At 44.1% G+C, this 15,241-nt stretch carries 10 protein-coding genes; 5 read left to right on the forward strand and 5 right to left on the reverse strand.

From position 1 onward, the window contains the following. Nucleotides 1-2 precede the first annotated feature (2 nt). The gene (locus PQG66_RS06220) at nucleotides 3-1,754 is read left to right on the forward strand and encodes a cache domain-containing sensor histidine kinase (RefSeq protein WP_272036194.1); all 1,752 of its coding nucleotides are present in this window, start codon (nucleotides 3-5) and stop codon (nucleotides 1,752-1,754) included. 188 nt (nucleotides 1,755-1,942) lie between these two features. On the opposite strand, the gene PQG66_RS06225 is transcribed toward PQG66_RS06220, so the two are convergent. The 3 genes from PQG66_RS06225 to PQG66_RS06235 form a co-directional block, all read right to left on the reverse strand. Then, entirely contained in the window at nucleotides 1,943-2,833 is an 891-nt protein-coding gene (locus tag PQG66_RS06225) for a carbohydrate ABC transporter permease (RefSeq protein WP_272036197.1), read from the reverse strand. 15 nt (nucleotides 2,834-2,848) lie between these two features. Then, a complete protein-coding gene (locus PQG66_RS06230; protein WP_272036200.1) occupies nucleotides 2,849-3,739 on the reverse strand; it encodes an ABC transporter permease in 891 nt (296 codons plus the stop codon). A gap of 72 nt (nucleotides 3,740-3,811) precedes the next feature. Then, nucleotides 3,812-5,407 carry an extracellular solute-binding protein gene (locus PQG66_RS06235; protein ID WP_272036202.1) on the reverse strand — a complete coding sequence of 532 codons (1,596 nt, stop codon included), beginning with the start codon at nucleotides 5,405-5,407 and terminating at the stop codon, nucleotides 3,812-3,814. A 409-nt stretch (nucleotides 5,408-5,816) separates the two neighbouring features. Here PQG66_RS06235 and PQG66_RS06240 point away from each other — a divergent pair, with 409 nt between their 5' ends. The 4 genes from PQG66_RS06240 to PQG66_RS06255 all read left to right on the forward strand — a co-directional run bounded on the left by PQG66_RS06240 (nucleotide 5,817) and on the right by PQG66_RS06255 (nucleotide 13,687). Next, a complete protein-coding gene (locus PQG66_RS06240) occupies nucleotides 5,817-11,735 on the forward strand; it encodes an S-layer homology domain-containing protein (protein WP_272036204.1) in 5,919 nt (1,972 codons plus the stop codon). 196 nt (nucleotides 11,736-11,931) lie between these two features. After that, a complete protein-coding gene (locus PQG66_RS06245) occupies nucleotides 11,932-12,552 on the forward strand; it encodes an NAD(P)-dependent oxidoreductase (RefSeq protein WP_272036206.1) in 621 nt (206 codons plus the stop codon). A 121-nt stretch (nucleotides 12,553-12,673) separates the two neighbouring features. Next, nucleotides 12,674-13,429, forward strand: a complete 756-nt coding sequence (locus PQG66_RS06250) for an SDR family oxidoreductase (RefSeq protein WP_272036208.1) — start codon at nucleotides 12,674-12,676, stop codon at nucleotides 13,427-13,429. Nucleotides 13,430-13,477: 48 nt separating this feature from the next. Continuing rightward, entirely contained in the window at nucleotides 13,478-13,687 is a 210-nt protein-coding gene (locus PQG66_RS06255; protein ID WP_272036210.1) for a hypothetical protein, read from the forward strand. A gap of 74 nt (nucleotides 13,688-13,761) precedes the next feature. On the opposite strand, the gene PQG66_RS06260 is transcribed toward PQG66_RS06255, so the two are convergent. Both PQG66_RS06260 and PQG66_RS06265 read right to left on the reverse strand, forming a co-directional pair. Next, nucleotides 13,762-14,496, reverse strand: coding sequence for an AAA family ATPase (locus PQG66_RS06260; RefSeq protein WP_272036525.1), 735 nt, complete (start codon nucleotides 14,494-14,496; stop codon nucleotides 13,762-13,764). Nucleotides 14,497-14,586: 90 nt separating this feature from the next. Next, nucleotides 14,587-15,108 (reverse strand): DinB family protein, encoded by a 522-nt coding sequence (locus PQG66_RS06265; RefSeq protein ID WP_272036214.1) that lies wholly within the window; start codon nucleotides 15,106-15,108, stop codon nucleotides 14,587-14,589. Between the last annotated feature and the right edge of the window lie 133 nt (nucleotides 15,109-15,241).

A 15,241-nucleotide genomic window follows, 5' to 3' on the forward strand; every position in this document is an offset into this window, starting at 1 on the left:
TGATGTTCAAGCGTCCTTTCCAGATCAGGCATAAGATTATTATCATCTGTATAACAGTCATTATATTTCCGGTATTTGTGATGACTATTAATTCTTATTATTCTTCGGAGCGATTGTTATCGCAAAATTACACCACATTGCTCAGTGACTTGACCAAACAGACGAATATTCGTATCGACGAGTTTCTGAAGGAAATTGAAAAAATCACTCTGCTAGCGAGCAATGGATTAAGTGATAGTTTATCGGCAACCCACGAGGGCAGTTTTCCAATCCAGGATTTTCTACGCATAAGTAATGAAAAAAACGAGATCGCCGCATATAACATTCTAATGAATTACATTATGATGAAGGATCGTGTGTTTTCGATCTATCTATACAATATGAACGGCGGACAAGATCTGTTTGTCAGTCCACATCAGCCAATAGACGCTACCTTCAACGTCAGAAATGAGCTATGGTTCAAGAAGTTTATGCATGACGATGAACGCACGATCACGTTGACGACCCGTATAGATAAACAATTAGAAAACAAAGTACTTGCCGTCTCCCACGCACGAAAAATTCATGATGTGACGAATGGAAAATTGCTTGGCGTGATTGTGGTCAGCATTGATATCAAGTTTATTGAGATCGTCAACCGTAACTTGCAGGAAGGTCTTCGATCTCGCTTCATGATTATTGATGAGGATGAAAAAATCGTATACAACGTAAACGACCAGTTGATCGGCACGTTGTTTCGGGATAACGTCCGCCCATCTGAGGCATACAATGTGGTGGTAAAAAGCCCGCTTAGTCAGCAAAAGTGGACCACGTATGTCTATATGCCGCTAGAAGAGCTGACTGCTGATGGAAAAATATTAGGCAGGAATCTGGTGACGCTGGCGATTGTGATGTCTCTTTTTGCTGCCGTCATTTCCATTTTTCTATCGCATGTGATCACTCGTCCCATTAAAAAACTGCTAAATAATATACGACTCGTCGAAAAGGGGCAGTTTGAACATGTGCAGGACATCCGGTCCCAGGATGAGATTGGTCATCTCTCCACCCGGTTTAATCGCATGTCTCATGAATTGAAACGAATGGTGGAACGAATGCAGCAGGAAGAGATCGAGAAAGCCGCGGCGGAGATGCGGGCACTGCATGATCAGATTAATCCTCATTTTCTGTACAATACGTTAGGCTCTGTGAAATGGATTGCATCCATGCAGCAGGCAGACAAAATTGTAGATATGACGGATGCACTCATCTCTATGCTGCGATATGCAACCAGATCGGATGGTAGTCTCGTTATGATTCGGGAGGAGTTGAATCACATTGGGCATTATGCGACCATTCAAAACGTCCGATATTACGGCAGTATTCAGATGAAGTATGAGATGGAAGAGAAGCTGCTAGATTATGTCATGCCTAAGATGATCCTGCAACCTATTGTGGAAAATGCATTCTTTCATGGTCTGGCAGAGATTGAAGAAGATGGGCTCATCACGATCCGGATTCGGGCTCAGCAAAAAGATATTTGTATTGAAGTCAGTGATAACGGGACAGGTATGGATCAGAGGACTGTATGCAGCCTGATGGAGGAAAGACAGGAAACAGGTAGTAGCAACCGGGGAATTGGATTATATAACGTGCAGCGCCGCATCCAACTTCACTTTGGTAAACCATATGGAATTCAGGTGAAGAGCGAGATCGGGAGAGGAACAACGTTTACGATTCTGCTGCCTGCGATAGCCAGTTCACCAACGAAAAAGTGAAGTGATGTAGGCTAGACTTTATGGATGATGAAAAAGGGCTAAGGAATCATGATGAAAATGATCCACAAAAACAAAGTAAAACCAGAGGACCTGCATGCAGCTTATTAGCTACAGATCCTTTGGTTTTTGTTTTTTCGAAGATCGATACTGGATTCAAACACTTCATCTAACTACATATCAGCTTGATTTCACCCTTTAACACTTCCTAATACCAGCCCTTTGGTGAAATACTTCTGAAGGAACGGATAGATGAGAAGAATCGGGATGGCACCCAGGAACATCTGAGCTGCACGTCCTGTTCTGGCATTCATCATGGATAACAGCTGGGTATAATCTGATCCTGATTTTAACATCATCTGCTCGAAGCTTTGAAGCAATGTCTGCAAATAACTCTGTAACGGATAATTAGCGGGATTGTTCATATAGATAATGCCATCAAACCAGGAGTTCCAATGACCCACAATGCTGAATAATCCGACTGTCGCGAGTGCAGGTTTCAGAAGTGGTAGCATAATTCGAATCAATACTTGTAAAGGTCCAGCACCATCAATAATAGCTGATTCTTCAATCTCTTCAGGGAGCCCTCGAATAAAGTTCATTAGAATAATCATGCTGAACACGGGAAGCGCTCCTGGAAGAATCAGAGACCAGATCGAATCGATCAATCCCATTTTCACCACAACCAGATAGGTAGGAATCAAACCTCCGCTAAACAACATCGTGACAATAAAAAAACCCATGTAGACATTACGACCCATAACCTTCTGTTTCGTTTTGGAGAGTGGATAGGCTGTCAGCACGATTAACAGCAAATTAACGGCCGTACCGAGAACCGTTCGCTGGATCGCAACCCACAAGGAAGAATAGAAAGCACCACCAGAAAGAGCAAACTCGTATGCTTTGGTTGTGAATTCGACAGGCCAGAACGTCACACTTCCCGCTGAGACCGCTGAACTGCTGCTAAAAGAGACGGCGAGCAAATTCACAAATGGCAGAACACAGAGCAGCGAGATGCTCAGCAGTATCGTATAATTCAGAATATGAAAGAGACGCCTGCTTATACTTTTGTCATGAATCATCCGAATACGCCCTCCTTAAAAGATACGGTAACCTGCCACGCGGTAAGCTAGAATGTAAGAGACAGCAACCAGGATGCAGGAGATGACTGATTTGAATAAACCGACAGCGGTGGCAATAGAGTATTGCGCCTGCTGTATACCTAAACGGTACACATAAGTATCAATAATATCCCCCGTCTGATAAACCACAGGAGAGTAGAGGTTGTAGATCTGATCAAAACCTGCATTAAGTACGTTTCCTAGTGACAACACAGTCATTAAAACAATCGTTGGCATGAGGAGCGGTAGGGTAATATAGAGCGTTTGCTTCCAGCGTTTGGCGCCATCAATGACAGCTGCTTCGTACAGTCCAGGATCGATGCTCGTTAGAGCAGCCAGATATACAACCGTACCAAAACCAAATCCTTTCCAAATATCGCTTACGATCATCGTCCACGGGAAAATAGAAGGGGTGCCGAGAAAAGAGATTGGCTTAACGCCAAACACACTTAAGAACGTATTAATGATGCCATTTGCACTTAGAATATCCAGCATAATCCCCGCCATAATGACCCATGAAAGAAAGTTGGGAATGTATACGAGGGTCTGGAAGGTTCGCTTAATCCCGTTGTGCATCACTTCGTTCAGTAACAGAGCGAAAATGACCGGCACCACAATGCCTCCAATCATTTTAAAAACCGACATATATAGCGTGTTCCAGATCGTTCTTACGAAGTTAGGCTGGTTAAATACGTGTGTGAAATTATCCCATCCGACCCATGGCGAGTTGAAGCCGAGACCGGGGTTGTATTTTTGAAACGCAATAATCAGTCCATAGAACGGAATGTAACTAAAGATAAATACCAGCACCACACTAGGGATTAACATGAGATGATAAGGACTTTGCTGCTTCCATTTTTTCAGCATTGCATTTCCTCCGTTCGGTTATCAAAAAGAGGGGTGAGAACAGGCTCACCCCCTTCAGGTCCCGGCAATCATTTATTTGCCGTATGCCTCGTTCACCGCTTCAATGGCTGTATCTCCACCAGCTGCGCGCCAGTTCTGTACCACCACGTCAAAGTAATCGATACTTTCGCTGCCCATAATGATTTTGGTAAAACCTTCGGTCAGAATATCATCCAGCGTTGTGCCGTAACTGGAGAGTGCTTCCGGGGTAACACCCCATAATGCAGTTTTGATGTAATTGCCGCTATCAAGCACTTTTTTGGCCAGACCGTAAGCATTTTTCGGAGCACCTTGTTGCAAATAATCACCCGTTGCTCCTGGTGTTGAATTCTTGATGAATTCAACGCTGTTGTTATATTTCTGCCACATTCCCGAAGTCGTCAGTCCGCTGGTATCCTTGGTTTCAAGAGCTTTGGACACCGCTTCGAATTGCTCATAATCCGAATTCGGATTAAGTACACGGAACGCACCAACCACATGGGCAATGTCATTGTCCAGCAGGGCGGACAACGTCTCTGGTTTTTCCTTGCCGTTACCTTCATCTACGATGTAGGCGTAGTCGTTTAAGATTTCAATGACCGCTTGCGGGTTGGCAGCATCCTTTTTCATAACAATATAATTGTTGTTAGCAAAAAAGATGGACTGTTTCGCTTCCTTGCCATCCACCGTTGGAATCAGATAGGGATAGAAGATCGCGTCTTTACCAAGATTCGCAATGGTATCTACGCCAGGGTTATAACCCCACCACTGATAATATGGCTGAATGCCCACTTTACCAGCAACGATGTCGGCATTCATGGCATTAAAGTCTTTAATGGCGAATTCCGGATCAATAATACCCCGCTTGTACCACTCCGCCCACTCTGCAAGTGCGTTTTTCATCTCAGGCTGAATGGAACCATAGGTCAGTTTTCCCGTGCTGTCTTCAATCCACATATCGGGATGTGCATTCCATGCAACGGCGAGCAGGTTGAGATAATCCAGAGACTGATCCACAGCGATGCCGTATCCGCCGTGTTTTTCCATGAATTTGAGCGCCATATTTTTGATATCTTCTACGGATTTTGGATCTTGCAGTTTAAGCTCTTCTTTCCAGTCGTTGCGGATCCAGATAAAGTCAGGCTGGTCAATTAACCCCCAGTGCATCTGCGGTATACCGTAGAGCTTGCCATCTTTTTTACCTGATTCGTAGCTGTCTGCATCCGCTTTCATATATCCTTTGAGACGGTCCGAGGCATGTTGCTCAAAAGCTTCAGTCAAGTCCATAACCATATCGGCCTCGATCAATTGGCGTAGCTGAGAAGGGTTTACGCGGAAAACATCGGGAAGTTCATTCGAAGAGATGGCGAGATTGAGCTTGGTTTCATATTCATCACTGACCCAGTCCGTCTTGACGTTAATGTTTAATTTCTCCTTGTATCTACGGGTCCAGACATTATTGGTAATGTCATCGCCCTTTGGATATTTCGCTGAACTGTATTCGGATGTGACCGTATGAATGGTAACTGCACCTGTGCCATCATCGTCCGCATCCGTCTGTGTTGTACCTTTACCGGTGTCATTACAGGCCGTAATTAACAATGCAGACATACTCATGGACAAGATCAGAAGCTTCATCTTTTTGTTCATTACCGTTCCCCCTCAAGTTCAAGTCATGGTTTAGGAATGTGTTACTTGAAGATATTGTAATGGAGAACGAGTGAAGGGGATATAAACGTTATTGACCAGATTCTGTATGATTTTTTACTCTAGAGGAAAACGGGGAAGCCAAAAGAGCATGTATCTTGCACTTATTTGAACTATGCTGCACTTTTTTGATCTGCGTGGAACACAAAAAAATATACATATATTTTCAGCGCACTTTGTGGCTATTCGATGTGCTGTGGTGTCTAATCTATTGTAATCCTGCATTCAGGAGCAATTGATGGATTAACTTTCCTTTTACTTATTTCATGTACCCCGCTAACAAATTCCTAATATCATAAATAATGTTTGTTTTTAGAACATTAAATTAGATAAAAAGGAGATGCGGGTATAATTGAGTAAACGAAACTTATTTCAACGCAGTGTTTCTATTGCCGTCCTTAGCAGTATGGTTATGGCAACGGGACTACCTTCCATCACAACGATTCCTGCTACTCATGCGGAAGCGCCATCATTTGCAGAGCAGAGTAATACTCTGACTAACCCGCCTTCCAACACTTCTGAAGTAGGTCAGATCGCAACGGATTCAACACCTGCAACGGAGCCATATGCCGTTCCTGAAACGGTATATGGCCCGAATACATCATTAACGCAGCAATCCACAGGGCCGGACCTCCTAATTACAGAGATGGTACCGGATACATCGAACCTGCCTAATTCAAGCACAGATGCGTATGAATATGTTGAGGTCTATAATAACACCGATCATGAGATCAATTTTAAAGACTATGTATTCTTCTATAACAATAAAGATACTTGGAAGCTTGATGCTGGGAAAGATGTCATTATTCCCGCCCGCAGTCCAATCGTATTCTGGATTATGAATGGCAGCAATCAAGGGTTGACTGCTGAACAATTTAACAGTAATTTTGGCACAACGCTGGTAGAGGATCAACATCTGTTCCGTATTCAGGGCGGGGGCGGAATGGCCAATGGAAACGCACGCTCAATTGTCATCCGAGACGTTGCTAATGAAAGCATCGTTTCCGCAGCCTATGAACCAGCTCACGTAAAAGCGAATATGGGTATCTTTTTCAAGCATCCTGCTAGTGGAACTACACAAATGACGGTTATGGACGACTCTGGGAAGCAACCTGGTACACCTGGAATAATCGATCCGCAACAAGCCGTTCCGCCTGTCGTAGACGAAGGTTCGCAAACCATTATAGAGCACTCTACACCCGTTGATGCATTACAGGTTCAAGATTTCGTGGTCAAAGCCCGAATCAAAAATTTGTCTACTGAAGCAGACGGGAGCAAAGCAGCAGTGAAGCTGTTATATAAAACACCATCTCAGAACAGATATACGGTTCTAACGATGTCTTCGGTCAATAACTCGGATGAGTATGCAGCCACGATCCCTGCATCGATGCTTGTTGAGCCACAGCTTTTATACCGAATTCAGACAGGCAGTGTAGAACAGTCTTATTCGGCATCCATTCAGATGGAATCGTATGACTCGTCGAAGACACCAACACTGCTCATTACAGAAGTTGTGCCCAACACAACGAATATGCCAGGGACATCCTCTGACGCTTACGAGTATATTGAGGTCTATAACAATACGGATCAGCCCATCCATTTTAAAAATTACAGCTTGTATTACCGTTACCCGGATAAAGGACCGACGGGAGATGTAGCATGGCGATCAGAAAATCCTGATTTTGTCATACCTGCTCAGGAGCCTGTCGTATTCTGGATCAAAAATAGCGCAAATGCCACGTACGACGAAACGGATTTCAATCAGTTCTATCAGACCAGCCTGGTTCCTAATGTTACGCTACATTCCATCCAAAGTGACGGTATGGCCAACTCAGGTCGCAGAGCTCTCGTCATCAAAAGCAACACAGGCAAAGAAGTTTCTTCCGCTTATTATGATGCAGATCAGGCGTATGAGACGGGTACAAAAGGGGATGAAACCAAAGAGAACAAAGCAATCACGTATACTTATCCTCTTAATGGCTCCGGCGTCATGATTAAATCGGGTTCAGGAGTTGCAGCGCCTACTCCGGGTAAGATTGATTTAAGTCAAAAGCCTTCTCAGCCGGTGCACGTGGAGCAGGATCTTGTTCCGCCAACGGTCACGGATATGACCAAAACTACATCAGTAGACCAGTCAAAAACATTGGAACTCATTGCCGATGCCAGAGACAATCGCGAAGTGACCTCCGTTGACGTATATGTTCGTTCGGACAAGGACACCGAGTTCTTACGTCGTCGTCTAACAGAGGATTTCAATGATACGATGTACCATTATACGTTATCGTCAGCTGAGCTTATCGGACGTAAACGAATTGAGTATTATTTTGTAGTCTCGGACGGCCTAAATGAAACTCAATCTGATACAATGAGTATCTCCATTACCGGAGGGGCAAGTGATGATCCACTTCGACTCAATGTTAAAGATCAAGACATCCTGCATGGAACTCACATCCTCAAAGGCACATCGCAGTCTAAGAGTACACCTGTTAAACTCCGGATTAATAATAAGCTCGTTCCCGAAAATTCAACCTCGGGTGCGCTGGAACATGATGCTTACTTTGTATTTGAAGCTGTGAATGTAGATTATTACTTTAAGAATTCAGTTACGATGGGACCACCTGAACTGGAGGACAAGACGATCCTCTATACCTTCATGAATCCTATTCCAACGTACACTACGTTATCATTCCCCATCGCTTCCGAGAAGCTGGTGCAGGGTGACAATGTAATCTACATCCGGGCAGGCTCCAAAACTTCGCCTTTTGATAAACGTCCGGAAGAAAATAAAGACGATTTCGAAATCAAAAACGTTAGACTTCTTCTAGCTGACGGGACGGAGATCTGGGATCCCGCGTATGCCGAAAAAGAAAAACAGATGAAAATGGGAGATTCTGTAGGTAAGAGCGAATCCATCGGTTTTCATTTTGAACTGAAAGCTGAGCAGATGAAAGCAACAGCTTATGCGTGGGACACAACTTCTGTACCTGACGGAACACATCAAGTCACGGTATCAGACGGCGGGGATGAGGTTACTGCCGAGGTGTTAGTCGATAATACGGCACCAGTAATTAAACCAACCTTGGAGGAAAATAAAACCTATCGTGGACCATTCGTCATCAATGCTCAAATAGAGGATGAGATCGCCGGTGTAGATCAGGTCACAGTGAAGCTGGATGGGAAAACTATTGATCTACCGTTACACACTTCCTCTGGAAAAATGTCTGCCGGCAAACATATTTTGCAGATTCAGGCGACAGACCGGGCGCAGAACACATCAGAGAAAACGGTTCAGTTTAATGTACCGGATGAAAACCCGCTTAAGCCTGAACTCATCAGTCCGAATCAGAATCAGACCAATGTCGGGACAAATGCGAATCTAACCGTTAGAGTCCAGGACCCCGATGCTGATTCAATGAATGTCACGTTTTACAAGGGATACCTCTATGACAGTCATCAGACTGACAGGTTCGCAGGTTACCTGAACACTTCCGATACAGAGCCTCCTAAACAGAAGATCCCTGTGGGAGAAAAGGCAATGGAAGCGGAAGATTATAAGAAAATTTCGGCGGTGGATGGGAATTATCTGGTGAACGACTCCATTGAGCAATTTCCTTATCAACGCTTTGAAGTCAAACTTGACCCATCCATCCGTAACACAGATCGTGTGGAGATTGAATGGCAAGGTAAATCTCTTGAAGGGCGTAAAGTCAGCTTGTACGCGTGGAGTGAGAAAGAAAGTAAGTGGAAACAGTTGGATCAGGTGATTGCAGGTGAAGAGGATTTCGGATTAAACAGCGTTGTTCAGGCAGGAGATTATGCTCATGATGGTACAATTCAGGTTATGGTACAAGATGAACTTGCAGAGCAGGTAAATATGGCAAGCAGTTCATCGCAACCTGAGTCGCAAGATGATTATGATTTCTCCTTTATCTGGATGTCAGACACTCAGTACTACTCTGAAAGTTATCCACACATCTATCAGAAAATGGTGAAGTGGATCACCGAACAAAAAGAAAAAATGAACATTAAATACGTCATTCATACCGGTGATGTGGTGGATGAAGCAGATCAGGAGTATCAATGGATCGAAGCTGATGAGAACATGAAAGTGCTTGAAGATGCTTCCATTCCGTATGGACTTCTTGCTGGTAATCATGATGTTGGACATCAGGATAATGATTACAGCAAGTTCCAGGAATATTTCGGCGCTCATCGTTTTGCTAACCAATCGGTATATGGTGATTCATACGAGAACAATCGCGGACATTATGATCTCGTTTCCGCTGGCGGGAATGATTTTATCATCGTATACATGGGTTGGGGGCTTGGAGAGAAAGAGATTGATTGGATGAACGAGGTTGTCTCCAGATATCCGGAACGGAAGGCAATTCTCTGTCTGCACGAATATTTGCTAGTCTCCAATAATCGTTCGCCGATCGCAGATCAAATTTTCGAGAAAGTGGTTAAACCCAATAAAAATGTGATAGCTGCCCTTTCAGGTCATTACCATGATTCTGAACTAAAAGTGGACCCGATTGACGATGATGGTGATGGCATTCCTGATCGTAATGTGTATCAAATGCTGGCAGATTACCAAGGTGCTCCTGAGGGCGGATTAGGTTATATGCGACTGATGCAGTTTGATATGAAAAACAACAAACTTCACATCAAAACATATTCGCCTTATCTGGATGACTATAACTATTATGATCCAGCCATCGATAAAGGAAAAGATGAGTTCAGTCTGGATCTTGGCTTGGCGCCAGCTACGAAACGCGTTGCAACAGACTATATCGGTGTCAAGGTCTATAGCGATGAGAAGATTGGGTCCAAAAATGATGTTGCAAGCGGAGCTCAGGCGACAGTCTCTTGGAGAGGCCTTCCAAGCAACAGCCAGCAACAGTGGTATGTCAAAGTGGAGGACGAGAACAGCGGTTCAGTATTATCTGATATATGGAGTTTCTATACGGGAACTCGTTCACCAGAAGAACCAGCACCAGGTCATGGGGGAGGAAACAACAACGCTCCTAATCCAGGAACGTCTATTGGAACACCAAGCAATGGTACGGCCGGAAGCAATAATCCAACACCGCCTCATCCAGATCAAGGCAAGCTCACACTAATCCGAAGCGAAGATGGAACTTACCGTGTTGAATCGTCATTGCTTGAGCAAGCTGTTGCTTCAGCTGCTGATGCGAACGTTACAATTAGCCTTGAAGTCAGTGACTCTAATCCTGGAGCTTCCTTTGATCTTTATCTCCCTGCAAAAGCAGTGAAGAAGGCAAAATCCAGTGGAAAGTCCATCCGAATTATCACACCAGCGATGCAGGTTACAATCTCTCCAAAAGCTATACCACAGCGCTTGGAAGATGAACAACAGCTGATCATTCGCCTAAACAGTTTGAAGGATGTAGACAACGTTAAAGCGAACTTAGATCTTCTGTCGACCCGTGCGTCGTACGTACAAACCGGCATTATGCACTCACTGCGTATGTTCATTCTCGAAGGTGATCGTGAAAGTGACATCCCAACCTTCGATCATGCCATTCTCGTTAAACTAATGTTAACCGCAGAACAATGGAAGAAGTTCCAATCCGAATATGCGGGAGTATATCGAGTTTCAGAGAATGGACAGAACGTCCAGTACCATGGTGGTACATTTAAGGACAATAGCGTAACTTTCGAAGCGGAACAACCAGGTGTATACACCATTATGGAGTACCGCAAAATGTTCGCTGATATGAAGACGTCCTGGGCAGCATCATATGTTGGCATGTTAACTGCGAAACATCTGATTCAGGGGATGGACAATCAAAATTATGGACCGGCCCTAAAAGTAAATCGTGGTGATTTTATCACATTGATTATGCGAGCGGCTGGAGTATCCTCAGATACGCAGTCATCAGCATATACAGATGTCCCGGCGGATGCGTATTTTGGATCAGCCATTGCAGAAGCAACTAAGCTTGGAATCGTGCAAGGATATGGAAATCTATTCAAGCCGAAGAAGTCCATTACCCGAGAAGAAGCGGCTGTAATATTAATGAAAGCCTCGAAGCTATTCCATATTCAAGATGCTGGTTCAGGAAAGACGACTACCCCATTCTCCGATAGGGATCAAGTATCCTCATGGGCAAAAGAAGCTGTAGAACGTGTAAATGAGCTGGGCATTATGACAGGAAAAGCCGGTCTTCGCTTTGATCCAAAAGCAGAAGTTACACGGGCAGAACTGGCTAAAATGGTGTATGAACTGATTCATCTCCAGAAGTAGAAGATATCGAATCGTAGAGCCATAGATACATCTCGCAAGTACATCAAAAGCCGCTGAAAAGCGGCTTTTTTTGTTCATACTCCATTGATTCAGCATTCTTGAGGATATCGTAAAGTTCCGGTATAGTACAAGTACATGTAACAGTAAGAGATATACTAAGGCGGATCGAGTGATTACAACATCAGGAGGTACATGAATGCACATTTTAATACTAGGAGCGACGGGAAGAGTCGGGAGTAAGGTTCTAACAACCGCTCTTCAAGAAGGTCATCACGTCACTGCATTGGTCCGTACACCGGACAAAATAAAACATCAGCATGAGCATCTGACGATTATTCAGGGAAATGTGCTGGAACTTCAAGATCTTCGCCGCGCCATACGTGGAGCAGAAGCGGTAATCAGTGCGTTGAATACGGATGGAGGAACTACACTTTCGGAGTACGTCCCTCTACTCATTGATGCCATGATGGAAGAAGGTGTACAGCGTATCATTACGGTGGGAACAGCGGGTATCCTGCAGAGTCGAACCGAGCCTGAAAAATTTCGGTATCAATCTAATGAATCCAAGCGCAAATCGACTCGTGCAGCCGAGGAACATGAACGAGTGTATCAACTGTTACAACAATCCACTCTGGATTGGACGATTGTGTGCCCGACATATTTACCAGACGGGGAACGAGTGGGAAACTACCGGGTAGAGCGTGATGTATTACCCGAGGGTGGCTCTAAAATTTCTGTTGGGGATACTGCGGAGTTTACCTATCGTCAACTCACCGATCACCAATTCGTGAACTCACGTGTGGGCATATCCTATTGAGATGGCTACGTTAGCCAGTAAGGCGACTACGAACTCTTGCAAACGATAACAGCTGGCGTGCTGCCGGATGTAGCTGTAGTTGTGAATGTCTACTTAAAATTTAATAGATAGAGGTGTAACGATGACTCCTGTTATAAGAAAGGTTGCAATCATCACGGGTGCCAGTGACACAAGAGATATGGGAAGTGCTTTTTGTCGCAAGTTAGCTTCTAGAGGAGTGGATGTTTTTTTTACACACTGGAAGGCTGATCCTGATTATATCATTGCATTACACAATGAAATCGAGGACCTGGGTGTCTGCTGCGCGTCAATCGAGATCGATCTATCCGACCGCCATGCTGCGCGTCACGTGTATGAAAGTGCCACAGAAAAGCTGGGGCAGCCTTCCATATTGATAAATAATGCGGCTTATGGTGTGAACACAGATTACAGCTCTTTTGATGCTGAATTAATGGACAATCATTATGCTGTTAATATGAGATCCACTTTCCTATTGTGTACGGAATTCGCTCGTGGTTTCGAAAAATCCAATCTGACATCAGGCAGAATTATTAACATGACGTCTGGACAAGACCTAGCACCGATGCCCGGTGAATTGGCATATGTTGCGACCAAGGGGGCGATCTCAGCCTTTACCAAGTCTTTATCCAGCGAGCTTGCCCCACTAGGAATAACCGTTAATGCTGTAAATCCGGGTCCGACCGATACCACTTGGATGGATGACTCCATTCGTCATTCCCTACTGCCTCAATTTCCACTGGGACGGATTGGAACACCTGAAGATGCAGCCAACATCATTGATTTTCTGGTCAGTGAGGCTGGAGCTTGGATTACTGGTCAGGTCATTCATTCAGAAGGTGGGTTTATGCGAGGGTAATTCATCTTCATTAACATGAAAGATTGGTGAGCTAAAATGAGTACATATATGATTGGGATTGACCTGGGCGGTACCAGCATTAAATCAGCAATTTTCAATATGGAATTCGAAAAAATCCACGAACGAAGCGATCCTACAGAAGCAATCAAAGGTCCTGACTATGTTCTGAATAAAATAGTAAAGATCTCACAAGAGATGATGTTATATGAGGGTAAAAAGGTAATTGATCATAATGCTAAAAAAGGAGGCAGCCACTAACGTTATTGTTTAGCTACCTCCTCGTTGTAGATCAGCAATGAATCGGCAATCAGCGGGGCTTCAGTCTGAATTCTTTAGTCCGCCTCAGATTCATCAAACAACTGCTGAATCATCTTATCCTTATTGTTCAGAAACTCCTTCATAATCAGATAATGATCTGTATCTTCCAATGTCTGAACCTCAATGCCATCAGAACTCAGGTTATATATTGTTGAATCTGGATACGCCATTAGAATGGGGGAATGAGTCGCAATGATGAATTGCGATTTCTGCTGCACAAGCTCATGAATTCGAGCAAGCATGGCCATCTGTCGAAGCGGTGATAGTGCTGCCTCAGGCTCATCTAGAATATATAGTCCTTGACCTCCGAACCGATGTACAAACGTAGCAAAAAAGGATTCCCCATGAGATTGCTCATGCAGCGATTTTCCTCCGTATGAATCTTTAATAGGACGTCCAAACGAGGGCCCACTATCGAGTTCATCAATCGTTGTCGCAAGATTATAATAACTTTCGGCTCTGAAGAAGAATCCATCCCTGGGTCGCTGAGTGCCTTTTACCAATTGAATATAATCATACAAGTCTGAATGTGTGGCCTTTGTAGAAAATGAAAAATTCATGGTCCCACCTTCGGGATTAAATCCCCATGAAACAGCGATCGATTCCATTAGCGTAGACTTCCCCATGCCGTTTTCACCAACAATATAAGTAACCTTAGGATGGAGATCCAGGCTATTCAGGTTTCGGACTACCGACAGGTCAAAAGGGTATCTATCAAAGGCTGGAATTCGATCACGCTTGAGCCTGATTTGTCTTAAGTAAAACGGTGATACGTTCAATTAAGTCACTCCCGATACATGTGTTTCTTATATTTAGCTTGGGCTTGCATCGTCTCACCACTATACGCTTACTTCATATCGATCTCGAAGTACAGATACGTGATGTAGTTCATGTCCTGTGATTACCCATGCGATAGAACGAGTAGAAGCTGGATAATTATTGGCAATCCCTCTACGCAGCCAGGCTTCCGGGCTAATCTGACGAAGCATCACGATAGTGGAGCGTCTGACCGCTGCATATTCTTCAGCAAGATGGTCAACAGTGTATAGATCAAAAGGGCGACCTGCCATAAATATATCCTGATCATATCCCGGAAGAGGTGTGGTATCCCCTCTAGCGATGCGAAGGAGGCGGGTGCTCATAATACGTTCATTATCAATAAGGTGACCGAAGACCTCTTTGATACTCCATTTTCCCTCAGCATATCGGTAGTTCGCTTGTTCCTCTGTTAATGATTGAATTGCTTTATGTACCTGCTGGCCTTGCTGTTCCAGTAGCTCAATCACGTTACCTTCGGGAGTAAGTTTGATATATCCTTCATAGAAGGAAGCATATTCATCTTTACCAGGTTTTTCGTTCATATCCAATCTCCTTTTTCTCCATTGAATTTTTAGTTTATTTTACCATTAATCATCATGGAACCGTAGAAGAAAATCAAAATATAGATTAATCAATGTGACTGCCCCCATAGCCCCATACAGGTCTCAACTTATT

Source organism: Paenibacillus sp. JJ-100 (assembly GCF_948329825.1).
Lineage (GTDB): Bacteria > Bacillota > Bacilli > Paenibacillales > Paenibacillaceae > Paenibacillus.